We start from the raw sequence: 20,025 nt of genomic DNA, 5'->3' as shown, positions 1-20,025 counted from the left end.
AGCTTTCCTGGAAGGACAACAAGGGCGAGTCCGACTCCGCTGAAACTGACGCAGCGTAACCCTGCCAATTCGCCCTCCTCCCAGCAGCGGCGGAGGGCGAACCGTAGCAAGAACACCAATAAGGGACACCCCAACGTCCCCATAAACCCGCAAACCACCCGCCGATACCGGCAGTATCGAAGCATTATTCAGAGGAGGAGATATTCCATGTTAAAACCTATCTTATTCGGCCTGGCAGTCATGGCCAGCGTACTGGTTGTCCCTGCAATGGCGGAAAACGCCAAGTTGGCCGCCGCACCACCAGCAGCAGAGGCAGCCAAACCCGATGCGGCGGCGGCGGACGCCAAATTTGACCCTGGCGTCCCTGCACCCAAAGTCGCCGACAATTATTATGACGGCGCTGAAAAGGTCGTTTTTCATGTCAGCATGGAAGGCGATGAGAAAAAATACTTGGGCGTGCTCGCCAACGTCAGCAATTACATCAAGGCCCTTGACGCCACCGGCAAAAAAACCGACGCCATCATCGTGATGAATGGCGATGGCCTTGGCCTGCTGCAAGTCGCCAAAGAGAAAGAGCTGGATGTCGACGCCAAGCTTCCGAACAAAATCACTGAGCTGAAAGGCAAAGGTGTGAAGTTCGAAGTGTGTTACAACACGCTGGCGGGCCGTAAAATCAAGTTTGATGAACTGTACGACGCCAAGCCGGAAGACGTCATCCCATCGGGCGTCGCGGAAGTTGGGCGGCTGGAGGCGGAGGGTTACCGCTTGCTGAAGCCCTGAAACCAACAGCCCTTGGCCGGGAGCGGTTATTCTCAAGAGAAAGCCGCTCCCTGACCTCATCATCAGACCCGAATAACTTGACCCCATAACCATCAAGAGGCATGGCAATGCCCAGCACCATCATCCACTGTTGGAGGATTCATGCACGTATCAGCCCAAAAGAACAACGCCTCCATCATGGCAGGCATTGTCAGCACCATCAAAAACCTCTGGTTCCGCGACCCGACCGAAGAAACGACCTATATCAATGACACTGCGGTGCGGATCCGCGCCGGTTTGTTGCTGGCCATCCCCATGTACATGGGGTTGACGCTTTACAACGCCATTTACGGCTCAAAATGGATAGTGACGGGGGACGTGATCCAAGACACCCTGGAAACCGACTGGGATGGGCATATCATCTACAGTGTGGAGGCTATCCGCCGCACGCTGGATTACTCCACCCAAACGCATGTGCTGTTTTACGCCCTGTTTGAAATGCTGGCGGGCATGTTTGTCCTCACTTCACGTTTATCCCCCACCATCCTGATCAGCACCTTTTTGGCCAAAGGCAAACGGCCTGTGTGGAAGCCGCTAGTCCCCAAACGGTTCGCCTGGGGCATCGGCGCAACCTTCATCATCACCTGCCTGGTTTTCTTCAATCCGGAAGTGCTGGCCGGGTGGGTCAACAAGCTGGTCGGCATTGAGGAATGGTTGCCGACCACCGAGAATTACATGCCGCGCTGGATACCGCTGGTCATGATCTGGGTTTGTTTCGGCTTCATGTGGCTGGAAACCGTGCTTGGCTTTTGCGCAGGCTGCAAAGTGCACGCCTTGCTGGTGTGGCTAGGCCTCCTCAAGGAAGAATGCGAGGCCTGCAACAACATCGACTGGGATGAAATTGCCGCCCGCAGGCAGCAATCCTGAAAACACATCGGCGGCAGGTCAGATGGCGATGTAACGCCAGCCTTGCCGCAAATGTTGCACGACAAATTCGACAGCGGAAGGCGCCACTTCCGTCTTGTCCACCAGCTCCACCATTTCCCCCCGCTGCTTGAAGGAATACAGGGTGTTGCTGCACGCCACAAAACGCAGGTGTGGGTACTTGCTGTTCATTTGCAAGATACGGCTTTCGTAGCGGGTTGTCCCCAGGCGTAGCAGGTCGATCCCTTCCGCGCTAGTGACGACGTACACGCCGCCGCCGGAGCCTTCCACCTGCTCGGCCAGATGTTCGGCCTTGTCCAGCGCCTTGCCCAATTTGACCGGCTCATGCGAATCCACAAAAACGATGAAACGGTTGTCGTAGGCTCCCGCATTGTTCAACACAACGCCTTCTGACGGCAGAGGATGGCCGGTCAGGTAATGGTTGCCTACCGCGCCAGCCAACAGCGTCAGCGAAAAAGCCAGCACATAACCGGCGGCATGCCGCCACCCCACAGATTTCTGCCGGGCCATCGCCAGCCGGGAAGCTTTCGGCAGGGGATAGGCCGTCTGCACCAGATGCTTGATGCGCTGGATTTCACACAGCTCCTTTTGCAGGCTCAGGTTATTTTCCAGCAATGACAGCACCTGCCGACTCTGCTCCATATCCAGTTGCCCATCAGCGAGGGCATGGAGCATGTCACGGGTGGAACACTGTTCCCAGTTCATTTCACGCTCCTCAAATAGTGGACGTTATCCATAGTGTGAATGCCTTGCAGGAGTTTCTTGATGGCTTCCCGGGCGCGGCTCAGGCGGCTCATCACCGTACCCACCGGAATGTCGAGGATGAGGGCCACCTGTTCGTAACCGCAGCCCTCCAGGTCAATCAGGGTCATGACCTGGCGTTGCCCCAACGGCAAGGAGGCCACGGCGGCCTGCACCTGCTCCACCAATTGGTTTTCCGCAAATTTGCGCTCAGGGCAATCCGTACAGGTCAACTCAATGTTGTCAATATCCAGCTCCGGTTTGCGGGTGCGCAGATATTCCATCCAACAGTTGTGCAGAATTTTATACAACCATGCGCCCAAACGGTCTTCATCGCGCAATTGGTCCTGTTTTTCCAGCGCCCGCGCCAACGTGTCCTGCACCAGATCGTCAGCCAGCGCGTGGTCGCCGCACCACGCCAGCGCCATCCGATGCAGTTTCGCCCGATGCTCCGTCAGTTTATGGGCTGGATGATTGAAGCGGAAATACTGGCCTAACATGCTACTCCTCAGTCTGCTGCTACCGGCATGATGCAAAAAAAACGGAAAATATTCCAAGAAATATGGAATATTTTTGCCGCTGCTCCGTCACCTGCATTGTTGAGCAAAACTATTGAACCGCATGAGGAGAGAGGAATGAGTTTAACCCGCCGTGAATTTATGCAAATACTGGCGGCAGCCAGTGTCGCTGGCTTCAGCCTGAACAACGCTTTCGCCGCTGACGACGCCAGCAAGGAAGGCAGCAAAACTGACACCAAAGCCCCTTCCAACCCCTATGAACTGCCTGCGTTCGGGAATGTTTCCCTAATGCATTACACCGACTGCCACGCCCAGCTGATGCCGATCTATTTCCGCGAACCCAACGTGAACATCGGCATCGGCAGCATGAAAAACCAAGTGCCGCATCTGGTTGGCGAGCACTTCCTGAAAAAATACGGCGTCGCGCCGGGCACCATGGACGCCCACGCCTTCACCTACCTGGATTACGCCGAGGCCGCCAAGAAATACGGCAAAGTGGGTGGTTTCGCCCACCTGAAAACGCTGGTTGACCAAATCCGCGCCCAGCGCCCTGGTGCCTTGCTGCTGGATGGCGGCGACACTTGGCAGGGTTCCTGGACTTCCCTGAAAACCAACGCGCAGGACATGGTCGACGCGCAGTTGGCGTTGGGCGTGGACGTCATGACGCCACACTGGGAAATGACCTTTGGTGCCGACCGGGTGAAGGAGATCATCGAAAAAGACTTCAAGGACAAAATCAGTTTCGTCGCCCAAAACGTCATCAGCAATGATTTCGAAGAGCCTGTCTTCGACCCGTATGTCATCAAGGAAATCAACGGGACGCCGGTCGCCATCATCGGCCAGGCATTCCCTTACACCCCGGTCGCCAACCCCAAGCACCTGATCCCGGACTGGAGTTTCGGCATCCGTGACGACCGTATGCAGGAAATGGTCGATGAAGCCCGTGGCAAGGGCGCAAAGGTCATCATCGTCCTCTCCCACAACGGTATGGATGTGGACCTGAAAATGGCCAGCAAGGTCACCGGCATTGACGCCATCATGGGCGGCCACACGCACGACGGCGTATACCAGCCAGTGGTGGTGGAAAACGCTGGCGGCAAAACCCTGGTCACCAACGCTGGCTCCAACGGCAAATTCCTCGGCGTCCTCGACCTCGACGTGAAAGACGGCAAGATCGCCGACTACCGTTACAAATTGCTGCCGGTCTTCTCCAACCTGCTGGACGCGGACAAGGGCATGCAGGCGCTGATCGACAAAGTCCGTGAACCCTATAAGAAAGAACTGGCGGAAGAATTGGCAGTGTGCGACGACGTGCTGTACCGGCGCGGCAATTTCAACGGCACCTTCGACCAGCTGATCTGCAATGCGCTGATGGAAGGGCTGGATGCGCCGATCGCGTTTTCCCCTGGCTTCCGCTGGGGCACGACCGTCCTGCCCGGCCAGCCGATCCTGTTTGAACACGTCGCTGACCAGACCGCCATCACCTACGGCACCGTCACCCGCAACGAAATGAGCGGCGAAACCATCAAGAACATTCTCGAAGATGTGGCCGACAACCTGTTCAACCCTGACCCCTACTACCAGCAAGGTGGCGACATGGTGCGCGTGGGCGGCCTGAAGTTCAGCTTTGACCCGACCGCCAAGATGGGGGAACGCGTTGCCGACATGGAACTGGATGGCAAGCCGCTGGACGCCAAGAAAAACTATCCGGTCGCCGGTTGGGCGAGCGTGCAGGACACGATCCCTAAAAACAAACAGATATGGGAAGTGGTCGCAGACTATCTGCGCAGCAAGAAAACCATCGGCAAAGTGGAGCTCAACACCCCGAAACTGAAAAATGTCGACGGCAACGAAGGCCTGGTGGTGTAAACATTCCTAACTCCTGCCAAAAGCAAGCCAGCATAGGCAGTTTTGGGCGGCCTCCAGTTTGGGGCCCGCCCTTTGTTTGTGCGCAAGGCCACTATGGGCATTGCCCGCCGACAAACCCTTGCACCCTAGGGTCTGCGCACGCCTTGCAATCATTGACATAAGTCGCCTGCTGGTTTGATGGGCAGGGCGCTGTAATGCAACGGATGGCAGGATCCTGCAATGTTGCGCATACCGGCGCAAACACTTCGTAACAGATTTCCGGCCTTGGCTCCCGGCACTGCTGGAAGGTGGCCGTGTTCACCACCCGCTCCCTGGCGTCCAACTGGTTGAACCCCGCCAGGAAGACAGTCAGCAGCATCCCCCCCAGCAGCAGCATTCCCGACATTTTCATAAAAAACCTCACCTTCAACTGTTTTTGACACTACTCAACAACTTGCGACATTTCGCCGTAATCCGTACTCTTATCGCATTCTTCCGTCCTTTCACCGTCAGGAGCCTATGCATGAACCTGGAACAAGCCCGCTTTAACATGATCGAACAACAGATACGCCCGTGGGATGTCCTCGATCAGACCGTTTTGGATACCATTGGTTTTATCCAGCGTGAAAATTTTGTTCCGAAAACCCACAAAGCATTGGCGTTCGCCGATGTGGAAATACCGATTGGCCATGGTGAATACATGATGTTCCCCCGGATGGAAGCCCGGATGCTGCAGGCGCTTGCGATTACACCCGACGATACCTGCTTAGAAATTGGCACGGGCAGCGGCTATGTCACGGCTTGTATGGCCCATCTTAGCAAACATGTCGATAGTGTTGACATTTATGAGGACTTTACCCGACAGGCGGAAGAACGGTTGATGCCGCTCAAGCTGCGCAACCATACCCTGCATACGGGCGACGCCCTGCGCGACTGGACGCCAAACAAGCGCTATAACGCCATTGCCGTGACTGGCTCCGTACCCGCCTACCTGGATCGCTTTGAAGAATGCCTGGCACCCGGCGGACGCCTGTTTGTCATCACCGGCCAAGGCGCAGTCATGCAGGCGGTGCTGGTCAAGCATGAGGAAGACGGGGAGTTCAGCCATACCAATTTATTTGAAACCAGCCTCGCCCCTTTGGTTGGTGCTGGCACCAGCGTTGAACGCACATTTGTTTTCTAAGACATGCGCCATTGGACGCCCCAAGAGCTGGATAGACAATTAAAAAACACACAACATCCGCCACAAATACTGGATGTTCGTGAACAGTGGGAATACGATATTGCCCATCTGCCGGGGTCGACCCTGATTCCATTAGGGAGCCTCATGCACAACATGGGCGAGCTGGATAAATCATGCGCCTGGGTGGTGGTCTGCCACCACGGCGTCCGCAGCGCACAAGCGTGCTATTATCTGGAAAGAAATGGCTTTGATGTGATCAACCTTTCAGGCGGCCTAGACCGCTGGGCAAAAGAGATAGACCTTGATATGCCGCTCTACTAATACCGATCCGGGCTATAATTTGCGGCTGAATACACTGGCAAACCCAACACATTGACAAATTTCAATAGTGGAACCGTTTTTTTATGAAACAACAGACACTGGCAATCCTGATTGCCGCCTCCCTGACCTTGGTTGCCCAGCAGGCGCAGGCTGAAAACCTGTTACAGGTTTACCAGCAGGCCAAAGGCTATGACGCCCAGTTCAAGGCGATTGAAAGCAATTATCTGGCTGTCCTGGAGCGCAAACCACAAGCGCTGGCAGCGCTCAAACCCCAAGCCTCCATTGGCGGCGGCATCACGGAGAGCCGCCAATACGTGGATTATGGCGACTCCGCATCCAACCCAAGCTATACCGTCAATAACGCCAATTACAGCCTCAACTTGAGCAAATCCCTGTACAACAAAACGCTGAATGCCCAAGTCAAGCAGGCGGACACCATTATCGCCCAGGCCAGCTCCGGTTTGGAGGCCGAGCGCGAAGCCCTGATCCTGCGGACTGCCGAAGCCTATTTCAACTTCCTGTTGGCGCAGGACAACCTGGAATTCGCCCGCACCGAAAAGGAAGCGATCAGCCGCCAATTGGAACAGACCCGCGCCTATTTTGAGGCTGGCCGTTCCGCCATTACTGACGTCAAGGAGGCTGAATCCCGCTACGACCTCGCCATTGCGCAGGAAATCAATGCGGTCAACCAGCTTGACCTGTCGCGTGAACAGTTGCGGGTGCTGACCGGCGGCTTTTACCAAACCCTGAACGCCCCGGCCACCAACATGCCGCTGGTTATGCCGACGCCAGGCGACATTGAACAATGGGTCAAGACCGCCAAAAGCAACAACAAGCAACTGGCGTCCAGCAAACACGCTGTCGAAACCGCCCAGACGGCCATTGACATCCAGCGGGGAGCCAAAAGCCCGGTCGTGGATTTGGTCGCCAAACAAACCGGCAACGCCAACAAATATACGGAATCATCCTTTCAGGATCCCCAATCTTATGGCGCGAGCGTTGGCGTCCAGGTCAGCCTGCCCCTTTACACTGGCGGCTCCATCTCCTCCAAAATCCGTGAAGCCCAGCACAACTTCCAGCAAGCGCAGGAACAGTACGATTTCCAGAACCGCACCACCGAACAGCAGGCCCGTAACGCCTTCCTGACCGTGCAATCCAGCATCAGCCAAGTCAAAGCCAACCAGCGGGCGCTGACTTCTGCGGAAACCGCCGCCGAAGCCACCCAGGCTGGCTTTGAAGTCGGCACGCGCACGGCGGTGGACGTGCTGACCTCCCTGCGCAATGTGTTCAGCGCCCGCCGTGACTACGCCAGCTCACGCTACTCCTACTTGCTGAACACCCTGAAATTGCGCCAAGCGGCAGGCACCTTGGCCGATCAGGACATTGCGGACATGAACCAGTATATGACCACCACGCCGAAACAAATCAGCGCAGAGCTGAAGCAGGAAATGGCCGCATCCGGCGAGAACATCACAGGCAATACTGACGCAGGGCAAAGCGACCTGGGGGCGAACGACAGCTACCAGTATTACGCAGCGCCGGTGGAGCGCAAACCGGGCAGAAGCGGCCAAGCCGCAACAGCCGCGCAGCAACCTGAGGAAAAACCAGCCGAACCGGCCAAAGCGGAACCCGCAACACCTGTGCAACAAGCGCCAAAACCAGCCAAACCCGTTGCGCCTGCAAAATCACCTGTGGCCCAATCACCGACGACCCAACAACCCTATTTCGTCATCCCCAAAGATGTCGGTAAAAAATAAGCCTCAGCGCCGGTAAGCGTACTTCCATGGCAACCGGACGCAGACTCCAGCGCGTCAAGCAGGGCTGCGTCCGGAACCGCCGCTTGCGGCACGCGCAAAGCGCTATTTGGCAGGGTGAAAACTGCATTCATTCGCCTTCAAGCCAAAATGTTCCACCAACAGCAACGCCAGCTCACTGGGCGCCACTGTGCGCTTGCTGACCGTCCGCCCAGCCACCTGCGTGAAATGGTCGCCAAACAAAATGCTGCGCCCTTCCTCGGTAAAACGCACGATCAGCGGCTTCTGGGTGAACACCGCATCCGGATGGGTCGAATTCATCCAGTTGGCGGGCGCGAAATCGATCCATTCCACCGGGCACAGGTTAAAGCCGTATTGGCTCCGCCATTCCCCCTCCACCAACGCTTTGAGGATGAAATCACCCTCCTCCTGGGTAAGCATGAAGGTGTCATCATCCTGCGGCACGGGCGTATCCAGCACATCCAGCCGCAGCGGCGCACGGATGCCATAACTGCCGAAACCCAGGTCGCACAGCCATTGCCCTTCCGCCAGCGACACCACCAGCGCCGCATGGGTGCGCGGCCGTCTGGCCGGGTAAAACATCGGGCGGGCGGCCACAAATTGCCAGCCCACGCCCAGCGCCGTCAACGCCAGCGCAAACAGGCCATTGATTTCATAGCAATATCCACCACGCTGTCGGCCAATGATTTTCTTCACAATATCATCCGGTTGCAGCGAAATCGGTTTGCCCGCCAACACATCCAGATTTTCAAACGGCACGCTGCGCAACTGGTGCTGCATCAACGCCTGCACCGTCGCAAAATCCGGGCGCAATTCGCCGCTAAAGCCGATCCGCCCACAATAGGCGGCCAGATTGAAGGTCTCGGCAATCATGAAAAACACCTTGTTGGGTTGCACAAGCCCGTAGTATAGGGGCGTAAGGCAAAGTGATACAGACGCAGTTCCCCACAAAAGTGGCAACACAGTTGAATCCTGTGACCCAGCTTGACCGCCACTGGCCAGCCCATGCATACTGCCCGGCATGATCAAGCCAGTTTGCACCGCCACCCACCTCCATAGCCTGCGACGCCGCCGCCGGATGTTCGCCTGCGCCTGCGTGGAGGCTGCCGACTGAGCGCCTGAATTCCGCCCGTAACCGGGCAGACCTTCACCCAGCCACAGGCTTACCCCCTGTGGCTTTTTTTATGCCTGCAAGATAGGAAACACCCATGCAAACCAAAGCTGACAACCCATTCCACCCCCTCATGCAGATCGCACCCCGGCCTGACGCCATCTTCGAACAAGGCGCGGGCGGATGGCTGACCGACAATCACGGCAAGCGCTATCTGGACTTCATCCAGGGCTGGGCGGTGAACACCCTGGGGCATTGCCCGGACGCCATTGTGCAGGCGCTGACCCAGCAGGCGGGCCGCCTGATCAACGCCAGCCCGGCGTTCTACAATCGCCCGCTGCTGGAATGCGCCGCCAAACTGACGCAACACTCGGCGTTCGACCAGGTGTTTTTCGCCAACAGCGGCGCGGAAGCCAACGAAGGGGCCATCAAACTGGCGCGCAAATGGGGCCAGTCACACAAGAACGGCGCATGGAAAATCATCACTTTCGCCAACAGCTTTCACGGCAGGACCCTGACCACCATGGCCGCCAGCGGCAAACCGGCGTTCGCCACCCTGTTCGAGCCGAAAACACCCGGCTTCCACAAAGTCCCGTTCAATGATGCGGAAGCGGTGCGGGCGGCGATTGACGCCGACACCGTCGCCATCATGCTGGAGCCGATCCAGGGCGAAGCAGGCGTGATCCCCGCCACCACGGAATTCATGCAGGCGTTGCGCGCGCTGGCGGACGACCACCGCCTGCTGCTGATCTGTGATGAAGTCCAGACCGGCATGGGCAGGACTGGCGACCTGTTTGCATACCAAGGCTACGGCGTCGAGCCGGATGTCATGACGCTGGGCAAAGGGCTGGGCGGCGGCGTACCGATTTCCGCGCTATTGGCGAAAACCCATGCCTGCGTCTTTGCGGCGGGGGAACAGGGCGGCACCTACAACGGCAACCCGCTGATGACCGCCGTCGCAGCAACTGTGCTGGATGCGCTGCTGGAGCCGGATTTCCTGCCACAGGCGCGGGCGCGCAGCGCCCAGATGCTTTCAGCGCTGGAAAGCCTTTCCCGGCAATTCGGGCTGGGTGAAGTGCGCGGCAAAGGGCTGCTGTTGGCGCTGGATACCGGCGACCGGGACGCCGCCGCCATCGCGCAAGACTGTTTCGCCCGTGGCCTGCTGATCAATGCGCCGCAGCCGCACACCTTGCGTTTCATGCCCGCGCTGAATGTGAGTGCAGAGGAAATCAGCCTGATGGCCGGAGTATTGGGGGATTCGCTGAATTCTCCCTTACAATGACGGCTTTACAGGCGAAGCGGGAACAAGCGTGAAGGCGGAAATCATTATTGTGGAGGACGATGCAGCCATTGCTGAAATGCTGGCGTATCACCTACAGGACGCCGGTTATGTTGTGCGCCCTATCGGGGATGGCCTGGCGGCACGCGATTACCTGTTGGCCGCGCAGGATTACCACCTGGTGTTGCTGGACATCATGCTGCCGAACTACAGCGGGCTGGACATTTGCCGCGAACTGCGCCAGCAACGCCCGCAAGTCCCCATCATGATGCTGACCTCGATGGACAGCGAAATCGACCGGGTGCTGGGTTTGGAGTTCGGCGCGGATGATTACCTGACCAAGCCGTTCAGCATGCGTGAATGCCAGGCGCGGGTAAAAGCGCTGCTGCGCCGCAGCCAACTTTCCGCCGCGCCGGAACCTGCGCCGGAACAGGCACGGCTGGTATTTGGCGAACTCAGCATTGACCCGGAGCGGCGCGAGGTGCTGCTGGCGGGCAAGGTGGCCGACCTAACCGCCAAGGAGTTTGACCTGCTGTTTTTCCTCGCCCGTCACCCAGGCCGGGTTTATTCACGCGCGCAGTTGCTGGATGAGGTATGGGACTACCGCTATGAAGGCTATGAACACACCGTCAACACCCATATCAACCGTTTGCGCAACAAGCTGAAACGGGGTGGTGACAAGGCCGATTTCATCCAAACGGCCTGGGGTGTGGGTTACAAATTTCTCGCTTGAGAGGTAAGGCACATGAAAGGGTTTGGCAGCCTGTACAGCCGTCTGGCGCTGGTCATGCTGGGGATGTTTGGGGTGGCGGCATTGCTGCTGGCGATGGTGTTCTACCACGCCATGGACATGACCCAGAATGAAACCTCGCAAAAACTGCATTTTGGGGTGGCCGATTACGTGGTCGGCCATTCGGGCGCCATCAAGGATGGCAAGTTTGATCAGGCCAACATTAAAAAGGCGTTTGAAAACCTGATGCTGCTTGGCCCGGCCACCGAGTTGTATGTGCTGGATACGCAAGGCCGGGTGCAGGCTTATGATGCGCCGGAAGAAAAGATCATTCACCGGCAGGTCAACACCAAACCCATTGAGCGCTTCCTCAACACCAGCAAGAACAGCCTCGAACTGCCGATCCTGGGCGATGACCCGCGTTCCGACCGGCAAAAAGTCTTCTCCGCCGCGCCGATCAAAAACACGGCAGGCACGGTGACAGGCTACCTTTACATCATCCTGGAGGGCGAGGAATATGAGGCCATTTCCAACAACCTGCGCCACAACCAGACCTTGCAGGTCAGTTTCCTCGGCATGGGTTTGGGGTTGGCCTTCCTGCTGCTGGCCGCGCTGGTGCTGTTTTACGCCATGACCCGCCCGCTCAAGAAACTCAGCCGGGAAATCCAGGCGTTTGAAGCTTCCCGCTTCACCGAACTGCCCGCCAGCAGCCGTGACATGCCACAGGATTCCTCCAATGAAATCGTGCTCCTGCACCATTCCTTCCGGCGCATGGGCGAAAAAATCATGGAGCAACTGGACAACCTGAAAAAGCACGACCAAATCCGCCGCGAATTCCTGGCTTATGTTTCCCACGACCTGCGCACGCCGTTGGCAGGCATCCGCGCCTACCTCGAAACACTCAGCCTGAAAGGGGATGGGTTGCCCGCAGCAAAGCAGCAGGAATTCATCAGCAAAGCCATCGTCAACAGCGACCGCCTGACCAAGATGATCGCCGACCTGTTTGATCTGGCGCGGCTGGACAATAGCCAAGTTGGCGACAACCCTTTGACGCTGGCAATGGAAACGCTGCCGATTGCCGACCTGTTGAGCGACCTGTATGCCGCCGTCTCCCCGGTGGCGGAAAACAAAGGCGTCAAACTGGTGATGGATTGCCCGGACATGAGCCTGACCGTCCATGCTGACATTGCGCAGTTAGGCCGGGTGCTGCAAAACCTGACCGAAAACGCCCTGCGCTACACGCCTGCTGGTGGGCAGGTTGCAATCAGCGCCAAACCCGCTGGCGACGCCCGCAACCTGGCGGAAATCGCGGTGCGCGACACCGGCCCTGGCATCAGCGAAGCCGACCTGCCGTGGATTTTCCAGCCTTACTACCGTTGTGGCAGAACCTCCGCCCAACACCGCGAAGGTGCCGGGCTGGGGCTAACGATCAGCCAGCGCATCCTTGCCCTGCACGGTGCGGAATTAACCGTGCGCAATGTTGACGGCGGCGGCGCTGTGTTCACATTCCGCTTGCCCATGGATGGTTGAACAAGCCGTTATTGTTTATAGAATCGTTATAAATGCCTGCCAGTTTCGTGATTTTTATGACGCATGATGGCTCCATCAGAAACAGCAACGCGAGCAACCATCATGCACACACTCAACCAATTACTGGCCGCTTCCGCACAAGGCGACGCACAAGCTTTCCAGCATTTGTATCAACAGGCTTCACCGCGTCTGTTTGCCCTCTGTCTGAAGATGCTATACAACGACCACGCCACCGCCGAAGACGTGCTACAGGAAGCCTTCGTCAAAATCTGGCATAACGCCGCCAGCTTCGATGCAGAAAAGGCCAGCGCCATGACCTGGATGGGCAGCATCCTGCGCAATCAGGTGCTGGACCAATTGCGTTATGCCAGCAAACGCCCTGTCACCGAAGAGCTTGACTTTGAAACCATGGACTACGCCGATACAGGCATGCAGCCCGAAGCCCTGCACGCGCTGGGTGAACAGACCGACATGCTGGCGGCAGCGCTGACAAAACTGCCGGAAAATCACCGCGAATGCATTCTCCAGTCCTGCTACTACGGCTATTCACACAGCGAGATAGCCGAGCGCCAATCTGTGCCGCTGGGCACGGTCAAAGCGTGGGTGCGGCGTGGAATCGAGCGCTTGCAACGGGATTGCATGCCAGGGCTGCCAGCTTGACCATTAATTCAATTTAAATAAGTTAAATATATTTGTTGCTATTTTTCGTAAAAATATGACCGCCAATCAAGCGCCATGATGAAATAAAAATTTGCTTGTGCTCCCATCCCCGCCATGGGGCGCAGAAAACAGTGGGAGCCATGAACAGTGCTTTACCACAATGCAGCCCCTAATCCCGTCACTGGCAATCCATGGAAGGAAAAGGCTTATGAATATCAATCCATTAAACAATCCCGTGCAGAGTTCTTGGACTAATGGCAACCCATCATATCCGGTGAATGCCGATTCTTACCCAAATAATTCTTATAGCGGCACGACATGGGATGAGGAGCTCGATAACCTGACGAATGCTATAAATCAGTTACTAAAGCAGATTGAAGAATCGAACAACGTATCCAATACCAATACGCCATCCGGTGATTCGGCTTCCCCGAGCAATTCGGCTTCCACGAGTGGTTCGACCTTCCCAGGTGATTTTACTTCCCCCGGTGATGCGAATTTCCCGCATAATTCGACCGCTGGCAGACCCGACCCTTATAACCCAGCACCACCCATTCCCGGCTGGGTGGGAGGTTGGTCGCCAAAACCCCTCACTGACCCCAATGTACAATCGACTGCAACGTTTGCAGCCCAACAACTAGGTGGTGAGTTGCAAAGCGTCAATAGCGCTGAAGCCCAGGTTGTATCGGGTGTGAAGTACCACATGCAAATCAGCCTAACCGACGGCTCTGAATACGACGTGAGGGTTTACCGCAATGTGCAGGGTGAAATGCAGTTCGTTGGTAGCACGAAGCTGTAAGGGCCTTCAGGCAGCGGATCAGCAGGCGAAGCAGGAATCAGGCATCGCCTGCTCCGCCAACAATTTATGGGGCGCTGGTTTCCTGCTCAATCAGGGCGGCAAATGCCTGTGACAATTGTTGGTAGCGGAGCCCTGGGCAGGCCGCCATTTTCCGCCCGTCGATCTCACGCACCGGAATCAGTTTCGCTCCGGTGCCGGTGAGGAAACATTCATCGGCGTTGTACAAATCGTAAGGCGTCAACACTGCCTCCCGTGCCGGGATGCCGCCAGCCTCCGCCAGTTCCAGCACAGTCTGGCGGGTAATCCCTGCCAGTGCGCCTTCGGTGGCGGGCGGCGTCAGCAATACGCCGTCACTGACGATGAACAGGTTGTCCGCCGTGCCTTCCGCCACGCAACCCCGGTCATTGAGCAGGATAGCCTCTTCCACCCCCGCATAATTGGCCTCCATCCGCGCCAGGATCGCATTCAGGTAGTTGAGGCTTTTGATGCGCGAATCCAGCCGGTCAGGCGTCAGGCGGCGGGTCGAAGCGATGATCGCCCGCACACCCTGCGAACGCTGCGCGTCGCTCACCATCTGCAACTGGTCGGCGATAATGACCACACTGGGCTGCTTGCAAGTCGCCGGATTGATGCCCAACACCCCGACCCCGCGCGTGACAATAATGCGCAAGTACCCATCGGCCAGCGGCGAAGCGGCGATGGTTTCCGCCACCGCCTGCGCCATCTGTCCGCTGTCATACGGCATGGCCAACTGCAAAGCCGCTGCGGAACGCTGCAAGCGCTTCAGGTGCAACGGCAGCCGGAACGCCTTGCGGTTGTAAAAGCGCACCCCTTCAAACACGCCATCGCCATACAGGAAGCCATGGTCAAAAACGGAAACTTTCGCCTCAGCGGCGGGTACGATGCTGCCGTCGATCCAGCAGCAGGCTTGGTCAAACATGATGGGTTCCTCGAATCCCTTGTGACAGAACCCACAGTGTAGGGGCGGGTGGCCAAGCGATACAGATGCAGATTGCCTTTAATTCAGCAGTACAGTTTCAGCCATGGCCCAACCGTATTGGAAAAATCCGGCATGGCTGTGCCCCCGTCACGTTACAGGGCCGCGCAACCGGGGGCGGAAAAAATCCAGGAAAGCGCGCACCTTGGCGGGAAGATGCCTGCGGTTCGAATACAGCGCGTAAACGTGGCTGACCGGAAAATTGATGATCTGGAACTCCGCCTCCGGCATGAGGTTCACCAGTTCACCCGTTTCCAGCAGGTGATTGACCAGCAAATCCGGCAACACCGCCAGCCCCAGGTGCTGGCGCAGCGCCTCCAGCATCACGGACAACGCATTGGAGCTAACCAGCCCGGCAGCCTTGATCTGCTGCGGTGGCTCGCCATCCTGCATCACCAGCATCCGGCTGAAATCCCGATGGACAACGAAAACATGGTTGCTTAAATCCGCCGCTGTCCGGGGCGCGCCATGCCGTTGCAGATAGGTTCCGGTCGCGCACGCAACCAGCCGGATGGGGCTGATCGGCACCGCAACGAACGAGCTGTCTTCCAGCGCCCCTACCCGAATCACCAGATCCAGTTGGTCCTCAATGATGTTCTGCACCTGGTCATTGCATTCGATGTCCAGCCTGATCTGCGGGTATTGCTGGAGAAATTCGGACAGGAGGGGCGTAATCATTTCCACCCAAGCGTAAGAGGTGCTGATCTTCAGCAGACCGGAAGGCGTTTCCCTGAAGCCGCTGACTGACTGCTGGGCTTCCAGCAAATCCTGCTGAATCCGGCGGGCCTTTTCGTAGTAAATCTGCCCTGCCTCGGTCAGGCTCAGGCGGCGGGTGCTGCGTTGCAACAGCCTCACACCCAACCGTTCTTCCAGCGCATTCACCTGCCGTGACACCGACGGCTGGGAAATGCCCAACCGCCGAGCGCTCTCGGAAAAGCTGCCGCTATCGACGACAGAAACGAACACCTGCATGGCGGCAAGCAACTGGTTATTGACGGTGTCCATGCTTCATTTATACCTGGAGTGAATAAATCCTATATCGGGAATGGCGATTATCATCCTCAGCGTTTCAAATAATAATGGCACACACACATACATTGAATAGGAAAACACCATGAACACCTTTTCATTAGCAGGCAAGACCGCCCTGGTCACAGGTGCCAACCGTGGCATAGGCGCAGCGCTGGTTGAGGCGCTGGCGGCAGCCGGTGTCAAAAAAATCTACGCAGCCGCACGCAACATCACCAGCCTGGAACCCTTGACGCAACGCTACCCTGACCAAGTGGAACCCATCCTGCTGGATGTCACCAACCCTGCCCACATTGCGGCTGTGGCCGAGCAAATACCGGCGTTGGACATCCTGATCAATAATGCAGGCATCGCCAGCGGTTGCAACCTGACCTCCGCCAACACGCTGGAAACCACCCGGCGGGAAATGGAAACCAACTTTTTCGCCCCCCTGCAACTCACCCCGGCGCTGTTGCCGCAATTACGGCAGTCGGAGCAAGCGGCCATCGTCAACGTTGCTTCCATTATATCTTTCAGCAATTTCCCGACCGTGGCGCCCTATTCAATCAGCAAGGCCGCCATGCATTCCTACACCCAGGGCCTACGCGCGGAACTGGCGGCGGACGGCATCCTGGTCATTGGCGTCTACCCCGGCCCAGTGGATACCGGCATGACCGCAGAATGGGATATGGCCAAGACCAGCCCCGCCCAGATCGCCAGCAATATCCTGCAAGCCCTTGGCAAGGGTGAAACTTACGTCTTCCCTGACGATTTTTCCACGCAGATGTATGCACAGTTCCGCCAAGACCCGCTGGCGTTTGAAAAAACGCTGGCAGGCATGGTGTAACAAACCCAGGTTGCACAACCCTTCCCATACCGCGCCGGTTGACAGAACCGGCGCACAAAACCGGAGACAAGCGGAGAAACTGGTTTTAGAGTAATGGCAAGTTCACAAACCCTGCACCGCCATGACCCTCTACCACGACATCGCCGACAAAATCCACGACCACATCAAGGCAGACGTCTACCCACCCGGTTCACGCCTGCCCGGCGTGCGCCGCCTCAGCCAGCAGTTCGGCGTCAGCATCTCCACCATCGTGCAAGCGCAACGGCGGCTGGAAAACAGCGGCGTGATCGAAGCACGCCCGCGTTCCGGCTATTACGTCTGCCGCCGTGCATGGCCACAGCCGGAGACGCCTGCACCTTCCCAGCCGGAACTCCGACCCACCCCCGTCACTGGGCAGGAACTGGTGCTGCAACTGGCGCAGGCCGCCAACCAGCCCGGTTTCGTGCAACTTGGCGCAGCGGTGCCGGATGCGTCCTTCATGCCGATGCGCGCCTTCCAGCGCAGTCTCGCCAAAGTCGTCCGCCTGCATGGCATGCGTGCCGCCAGCTATGCCTTTCCGCCCGGATTGCCGGAATTGCAGCAGCAGATCGCCCGCCGCCTGTACCTGTCCGGCAGCCGCGTCAATCCTGAGCAGATACTCATCACCAACGGCTGTCAGGAGGCGCTTTCCCTCGCCCTGCAAACCGTGGCGCAACCCGGCGACATTATCGCCATCGAGTCGCCCACCTTCTACGGCCTGTTGCAGGTGATCGAAGCATTGGGGTTGAAAGCGCTGGAAATCCCCACTGACCCGCAAACCGGCATCAGTTTGCCCGCCCTGGAGCTGGCGCTGACGCAATGGCCAGTGAAAGCCTGCGTGCTGATCCCCAATTTCAGCAACCCGCTCGGCGGCCTGATGCCGGATGCGCACAAGCAGCAACTGGTGCAACTGGCCAGCCGCCATCGCCTGCTGCTGATTGAGGATGACATCTACGGCGACCTCGGTTTCCACCGCGAACACCCGCGCACCCTGCACAGTTTCGATACGGAAGGGCGGCATGTCATCTATTGCGCCTCCTTTTCCAAAACCATCGCGCAAGGGCTGCGCATCGGCTGGATGGCAGCACCGGAACACCTGTTCCAGCGTGCGGAATACCTCAAATACGTCGTCAACCTCGCCGCCCCGACCCTGCCGCAACTGGCGCTGGCGGATTTCCTCGCCCACGGCGGCTACGAACGCCACCTGCGGCGGACGCGCGCCCATTACGCGCAACAGGTCAGCCTGTTCACCCAGGCCATCAGCCGTTATTTTCCGGCAGGCGTGAAAGTGACCCAGCCCCAGGGCGGCTTTGTGCTGTGGGTGGAGCTGGCGGAAAATGTTGACGCCCTGCAACTGGCCCAACAGGCGCTGCAACGGAAAATCAGCATCGCGCCGGGGCAAATTTTTTCCGCCACGCAGAAATATCAGAATTGCATCCGCCTCAGTTGCGCGCAGCCCTGGAGCCCCGCGCTGGAACAGGCGCTGCAATTGCTCGGCGGCCAGTTGTAGGCCAACCTGTCAGATCGTCCACGCGCCATGCGCCAGCCCGACCAGCGCCCACTGGTTGCCGCCGCCCACGTCTTTCAGGATCACCATCAGGCTGCTCCAATCCATGCCGTTGTAGGCCGGGTTGGTTCCCGGCTGATGGTATTCCACGATCCGGTACTGCGGGGCCGGGAAACTCGCCAGCAGGTTATTGATCAGGTTGCCATGCGAATGGAAATCGCCGTTGCTGTTGATCAGGGTGACGGTCGCGCCGCTGTTATAGGGGAAATTCCACACATAGCGGTTGAAATAGTCACGGATATTGAGGCTGATCGGGTCGCCGGAACCGTCTTCCACACCCCAGACCCGTGGCGGCGGATTCTGCTGGATGAAATCACCCTCGAACTGGGCCGCCGTCAACACCACATCGCCTGGCTCCATCCGGTAATAGGGCATGAAGCGCACGCCCGCCGGATCAAACAGGCTGGTGAATGGCTGCAAGCCGCCATTGCCGCCCTGCAACCCGGCGATGGCTTGCGCCACCGTATTCGCTGCCTGCACGGGCGTTCCATTCAGGGTTTGCGGAGCCGGTTTGACCGGCCCGGCACCCACGCACGCCGCCAACAGCCCCGTCAGCAATAACAGAAAAATCGCACGCAACATAAGCTCTGCTCCTTTGGGATGGTGGAGGGTTATCCCCATCTGGCCAGTATAGGCCAAAACCTTCCACCGCTTCCGTCGTGGGGAAATTCCACCGCTTGCATTTGACCGACCAGTCAATTAGTATCGACTTATGAACCAGACCAACAACACCCGTGACCGCCTGCTGAAAAGCGCCCGTGACCTGTTTTACGCGCGCAGTTACGGGCATGTCGGCGTCAAGGAAATCTGCGACATGGCAGGGGTGCAGAAAGGCAGTTTCTACCATTTCTTCCCCTCCAAGCAGGAATTGACGCTGGCCTTGCTGGATGAATATTTCGCCGAGCTGAAGGCAAATGTTTTCGCCCGCGCCTTCCGCCCGGAATTGACGCCGCTGCAACGGCTGTCGGCGTGGCTGGACAACATTTACGAGTTCCAGAAGCTGACACAGGAACAAACCGGCAAAACGCTGGGGTGTCCGTATGGCAATATCGCCTCGGAACTGAGCACGCTGGATGAAACCATCCGCCAGCGGATCGACAGCCTGTTCATCAAGCTGACGGATGATGTCCGCAATACGCTGGAGGAAGCCGTGCAGAAAGGCGACATTCCCCCGTGCGACACCGCCGCCACCGCCACCGCGATGCTCGCTTATCTCGAAGGCGTCATGTTGCTGGCGAAAACCCGCAACGACCCGGAAATCGTGCGCCGGATCGGTGACGCTGTCCTGCACATCCGTATCGGAACAACATCGGCGTAAAAAATTTTGGCTGCAAGCTTGACCGACCGGTCAGATAACCCAACCTTAACAAAAGGAGACATGACGATGAC

General features: G+C 57.8%; 21 protein-coding genes. 14 read left to right on the top strand and 7 right to left on the bottom strand.

The genetic code is table 11. The features are described 5' to 3' along the window. Positions 1-207 precede the first annotated feature (207 nt). Both VSS37_RS13630 and VSS37_RS13625 read left to right on the top strand, forming a co-directional pair. Positions 208-780 (top strand): DsrE family protein, encoded by a 573-nt coding sequence (locus VSS37_RS13630; RefSeq protein ID WP_324696093.1) that lies wholly within the window; start codon positions 208-210, stop codon positions 778-780. A 141-nt stretch (positions 781-921) separates the two neighbouring features. Then, entirely contained in the window at positions 922-1,686 is a 765-nt protein-coding gene (locus VSS37_RS13625) for a DUF4395 domain-containing protein (protein WP_324696092.1), read from the top strand. Between the two features lie 18 nt (positions 1,687-1,704). Here the strand turns inward: VSS37_RS13625 and VSS37_RS13620 are convergent, their stop codons facing one another. Together VSS37_RS13620 and VSS37_RS13615 are read right to left on the bottom strand one after the other, a co-directional pair. Continuing rightward, positions 1,705-2,409: a DsrE family protein gene (locus tag VSS37_RS13620; protein WP_324696091.1), complete on the bottom strand. Its 705-nt coding sequence runs from the start codon at positions 2,407-2,409 to the stop codon at positions 1,705-1,707. Continuing rightward, on the bottom strand, positions 2,406-2,945 hold the full coding sequence (locus VSS37_RS13615; RefSeq protein ID WP_324696090.1) for an RNA polymerase sigma factor: 540 nt from the start codon (positions 2,943-2,945) through the stop codon (positions 2,406-2,408). The genes VSS37_RS13620 and VSS37_RS13615 overlap by 4 nt, the downstream gene beginning before the upstream one ends. 135 nt (positions 2,946-3,080) lie before the next feature. On the opposite strand from VSS37_RS13615, the gene soxB reads away from it, so the two are divergent. After that, on the top strand, positions 3,081-4,832 hold the full coding sequence (gene soxB, locus VSS37_RS13610; RefSeq protein ID WP_324696088.1) for a thiosulfohydrolase SoxB: 1,752 nt from the start codon (positions 3,081-3,083) through the stop codon (positions 4,830-4,832). A gap of 91 nt (positions 4,833-4,923) precedes the next feature. Here soxB and VSS37_RS13605 read toward each other — a convergent pair whose 3' ends face one another. Further along, positions 4,924-5,223, bottom strand: coding sequence for a hypothetical protein (locus VSS37_RS13605; RefSeq protein WP_324696086.1), 300 nt, complete (start codon positions 5,221-5,223; stop codon positions 4,924-4,926). Positions 5,224-5,334: 111 nt separating this feature from the next. Between VSS37_RS13605 and VSS37_RS13600 the strand changes: the two genes are divergently transcribed. The 3 genes from VSS37_RS13600 to VSS37_RS13590 all read left to right on the top strand — a co-directional run bounded on the left by VSS37_RS13600 (position 5,335) and on the right by VSS37_RS13590 (position 8,072). Then, the gene (locus VSS37_RS13600) at positions 5,335-5,994 is read left to right on the top strand and encodes a protein-L-isoaspartate O-methyltransferase family protein (protein ID WP_324696085.1); all 660 of its coding nucleotides are present in this window, start codon (positions 5,335-5,337) and stop codon (positions 5,992-5,994) included. Positions 5,995-5,997: 3 nt separating this feature from the next. After that, positions 5,998-6,315, top strand: coding sequence for a rhodanese-like domain-containing protein (locus tag VSS37_RS13595; RefSeq protein ID WP_324696084.1), 318 nt, complete (start codon positions 5,998-6,000; stop codon positions 6,313-6,315). Between the two features lie 83 nt (positions 6,316-6,398). Further along, the gene (locus VSS37_RS13590; protein WP_324696081.1) at positions 6,399-8,072 is read left to right on the top strand and encodes a TolC family outer membrane protein; all 1,674 of its coding nucleotides are present in this window, start codon (positions 6,399-6,401) and stop codon (positions 8,070-8,072) included. Positions 8,073-8,174: 102 nt separating this feature from the next. Here the strand turns inward: VSS37_RS13590 and VSS37_RS13585 are convergent, their stop codons facing one another. Next, a complete protein-coding gene (locus VSS37_RS13585; protein WP_324696079.1) occupies positions 8,175-8,963 on the bottom strand; it encodes an arylamine N-acetyltransferase family protein in 789 nt (262 codons plus the stop codon). A gap of 335 nt (positions 8,964-9,298) precedes the next feature. On the opposite strand from VSS37_RS13585, the gene VSS37_RS13580 reads away from it, so the two are divergent. The 5 genes from VSS37_RS13580 to VSS37_RS13560 all read left to right on the top strand — a co-directional run bounded on the left by VSS37_RS13580 (position 9,299) and on the right by VSS37_RS13560 (position 14,199). Continuing rightward, a complete protein-coding gene (locus VSS37_RS13580) occupies positions 9,299-10,483 on the top strand; it encodes an acetylornithine transaminase (protein ID WP_324696077.1) in 1,185 nt (394 codons plus the stop codon). Positions 10,484-10,511: 28 nt separating this feature from the next. Then, on the top strand, positions 10,512-11,213 hold the full coding sequence (locus VSS37_RS13575) for a winged helix-turn-helix domain-containing protein (RefSeq protein ID WP_324696075.1): 702 nt from the start codon (positions 10,512-10,514) through the stop codon (positions 11,211-11,213). A 12-nt stretch (positions 11,214-11,225) separates the two neighbouring features. Then, positions 11,226-12,740 (top strand): sensor histidine kinase, encoded by a 1,515-nt coding sequence (locus tag VSS37_RS13570; protein ID WP_324696073.1) that lies wholly within the window; start codon positions 11,226-11,228, stop codon positions 12,738-12,740. Between the two features lie 102 nt (positions 12,741-12,842). Next, positions 12,843-13,400 carry an RNA polymerase sigma factor gene (locus tag VSS37_RS13565; protein WP_324696071.1) on the top strand — a complete coding sequence of 186 codons (558 nt, stop codon included), beginning with the start codon at positions 12,843-12,845 and terminating at the stop codon, positions 13,398-13,400. Positions 13,401-13,608: 208 nt separating this feature from the next. Then, a complete protein-coding gene (locus VSS37_RS13560; RefSeq protein ID WP_324696069.1) occupies positions 13,609-14,199 on the top strand; it encodes a cystatin family protein in 591 nt (196 codons plus the stop codon). 64 nt (positions 14,200-14,263) lie between these two features. On the opposite strand, the gene ilvE is transcribed toward VSS37_RS13560, so the two are convergent. Next, positions 14,264-15,139: a branched-chain-amino-acid transaminase gene (ilvE, locus tag VSS37_RS13555; protein ID WP_324696067.1), complete on the bottom strand. Its 876-nt coding sequence runs from the start codon at positions 15,137-15,139 to the stop codon at positions 14,264-14,266. A 147-nt stretch (positions 15,140-15,286) separates the two neighbouring features. After that, positions 15,287-16,201, bottom strand: coding sequence for a LysR family transcriptional regulator (locus VSS37_RS13550; RefSeq protein ID WP_324696065.1), 915 nt, complete (start codon positions 16,199-16,201; stop codon positions 15,287-15,289). Between the two features lie 109 nt (positions 16,202-16,310). Here VSS37_RS13550 and VSS37_RS13545 point away from each other — a divergent pair, with 109 nt between their 5' ends. Next, complete coding sequence (locus VSS37_RS13545) at positions 16,311-17,051, top strand: SDR family oxidoreductase (RefSeq protein ID WP_324696064.1); 741 nt, start codon at positions 16,311-16,313, stop codon at positions 17,049-17,051. A gap of 121 nt (positions 17,052-17,172) precedes the next feature. Then, positions 17,173-18,579 (top strand): aminotransferase-like domain-containing protein, encoded by a 1,407-nt coding sequence (locus VSS37_RS13540; protein WP_324696062.1) that lies wholly within the window; start codon positions 17,173-17,175, stop codon positions 18,577-18,579. 9 nt (positions 18,580-18,588) lie between these two features. Here the strand turns inward: VSS37_RS13540 and VSS37_RS13535 are convergent, their stop codons facing one another. Further along, the gene (locus VSS37_RS13535) at positions 18,589-19,218 is read right to left on the bottom strand and encodes a hypothetical protein (protein WP_324696060.1); all 630 of its coding nucleotides are present in this window, start codon (positions 19,216-19,218) and stop codon (positions 18,589-18,591) included. Positions 19,219-19,348: 130 nt separating this feature from the next. Between VSS37_RS13535 and VSS37_RS13530 the strand changes: the two genes are divergently transcribed. Then, entirely contained in the window at positions 19,349-19,954 is a 606-nt protein-coding gene (locus tag VSS37_RS13530; RefSeq protein ID WP_324696058.1) for a TetR/AcrR family transcriptional regulator, read from the top strand. Positions 19,955-20,025: the final 71 nt, after the last annotated feature.

Origin of the sequence: Candidatus Thiothrix phosphatis, from assembly GCF_035668035.1 — a bacterium.
GTDB classification, from domain to species: Bacteria; Pseudomonadota; Gammaproteobacteria; order Thiotrichales; family Thiotrichaceae; genus Thiothrix; species Thiothrix phosphatis.
The sequence above is the reverse complement of the archived record's forward strand: the minus strand, read 5'-3'. Positions and strand labels throughout refer to the sequence as shown.

Excerpts from the sequence above, each read along its gene's own strand:
- VSS37_RS13630 (WP_324696093.1), top strand. The coding sequence starts at position 208 with ATGTTAAAACCTATCTTATTCGGCCTGGCAGTCATGGCCAGCGTACTG.
- VSS37_RS13625 (WP_324696092.1), top strand. The coding sequence starts at position 922 with ATGCACGTATCAGCCCAAAAGAACAACGCCTCCATCATGGCAGGCATT.
- VSS37_RS13620 (WP_324696091.1), bottom strand. The coding sequence starts at position 2,409 with ATGAACTGGGAACAGTGTTCCACCCGTGACATGCTCCATGCCCTCGCT.
- VSS37_RS13615 (WP_324696090.1), bottom strand. The coding sequence starts at position 2,945 with ATGTTAGGCCAGTATTTCCGCTTCAATCATCCAGCCCATAAACTGACG.
- soxB (WP_324696088.1), top strand. The coding sequence starts at position 3,081 with ATGAGTTTAACCCGCCGTGAATTTATGCAAATACTGGCGGCAGCCAGT.
- VSS37_RS13605 (WP_324696086.1), bottom strand. The coding sequence starts at position 5,223 with ATGAAAATGTCGGGAATGCTGCTGCTGGGGGGGATGCTGCTGACTGTC.
- VSS37_RS13600 (WP_324696085.1), top strand. The coding sequence starts at position 5,335 with ATGAACCTGGAACAAGCCCGCTTTAACATGATCGAACAACAGATACGC.
- VSS37_RS13595 (WP_324696084.1), top strand. The coding sequence starts at position 5,998 with ATGCGCCATTGGACGCCCCAAGAGCTGGATAGACAATTAAAAAACACA.
- VSS37_RS13590 (WP_324696081.1), top strand. The coding sequence starts at position 6,399 with ATGAAACAACAGACACTGGCAATCCTGATTGCCGCCTCCCTGACCTTG.
- VSS37_RS13585 (WP_324696079.1), bottom strand. The coding sequence starts at position 8,963 with ATGATTGCCGAGACCTTCAATCTGGCCGCCTATTGTGGGCGGATCGGC.
- VSS37_RS13580 (WP_324696077.1), top strand. The coding sequence starts at position 9,299 with ATGCAAACCAAAGCTGACAACCCATTCCACCCCCTCATGCAGATCGCA.
- VSS37_RS13570 (WP_324696073.1), top strand. The coding sequence starts at position 11,226 with ATGAAAGGGTTTGGCAGCCTGTACAGCCGTCTGGCGCTGGTCATGCTG.
- VSS37_RS13565 (WP_324696071.1), top strand. The coding sequence starts at position 12,843 with ATGCACACACTCAACCAATTACTGGCCGCTTCCGCACAAGGCGACGCA.
- VSS37_RS13560 (WP_324696069.1), top strand. The coding sequence starts at position 13,609 with ATGAATATCAATCCATTAAACAATCCCGTGCAGAGTTCTTGGACTAAT.
- ilvE (WP_324696067.1), bottom strand. The coding sequence starts at position 15,139 with ATGTTTGACCAAGCCTGCTGCTGGATCGACGGCAGCATCGTACCCGCC.
- VSS37_RS13550 (WP_324696065.1), bottom strand. The coding sequence starts at position 16,201 with ATGGACACCGTCAATAACCAGTTGCTTGCCGCCATGCAGGTGTTCGTT.
- VSS37_RS13545 (WP_324696064.1), top strand. The coding sequence starts at position 16,311 with ATGAACACCTTTTCATTAGCAGGCAAGACCGCCCTGGTCACAGGTGCC.
- VSS37_RS13540 (WP_324696062.1), top strand. The coding sequence starts at position 17,173 with ATGACCCTCTACCACGACATCGCCGACAAAATCCACGACCACATCAAG.
- VSS37_RS13535 (WP_324696060.1), bottom strand. The coding sequence starts at position 19,218 with ATGTTGCGTGCGATTTTTCTGTTATTGCTGACGGGGCTGTTGGCGGCG.
- VSS37_RS13530 (WP_324696058.1), top strand. The coding sequence starts at position 19,349 with ATGAACCAGACCAACAACACCCGTGACCGCCTGCTGAAAAGCGCCCGT.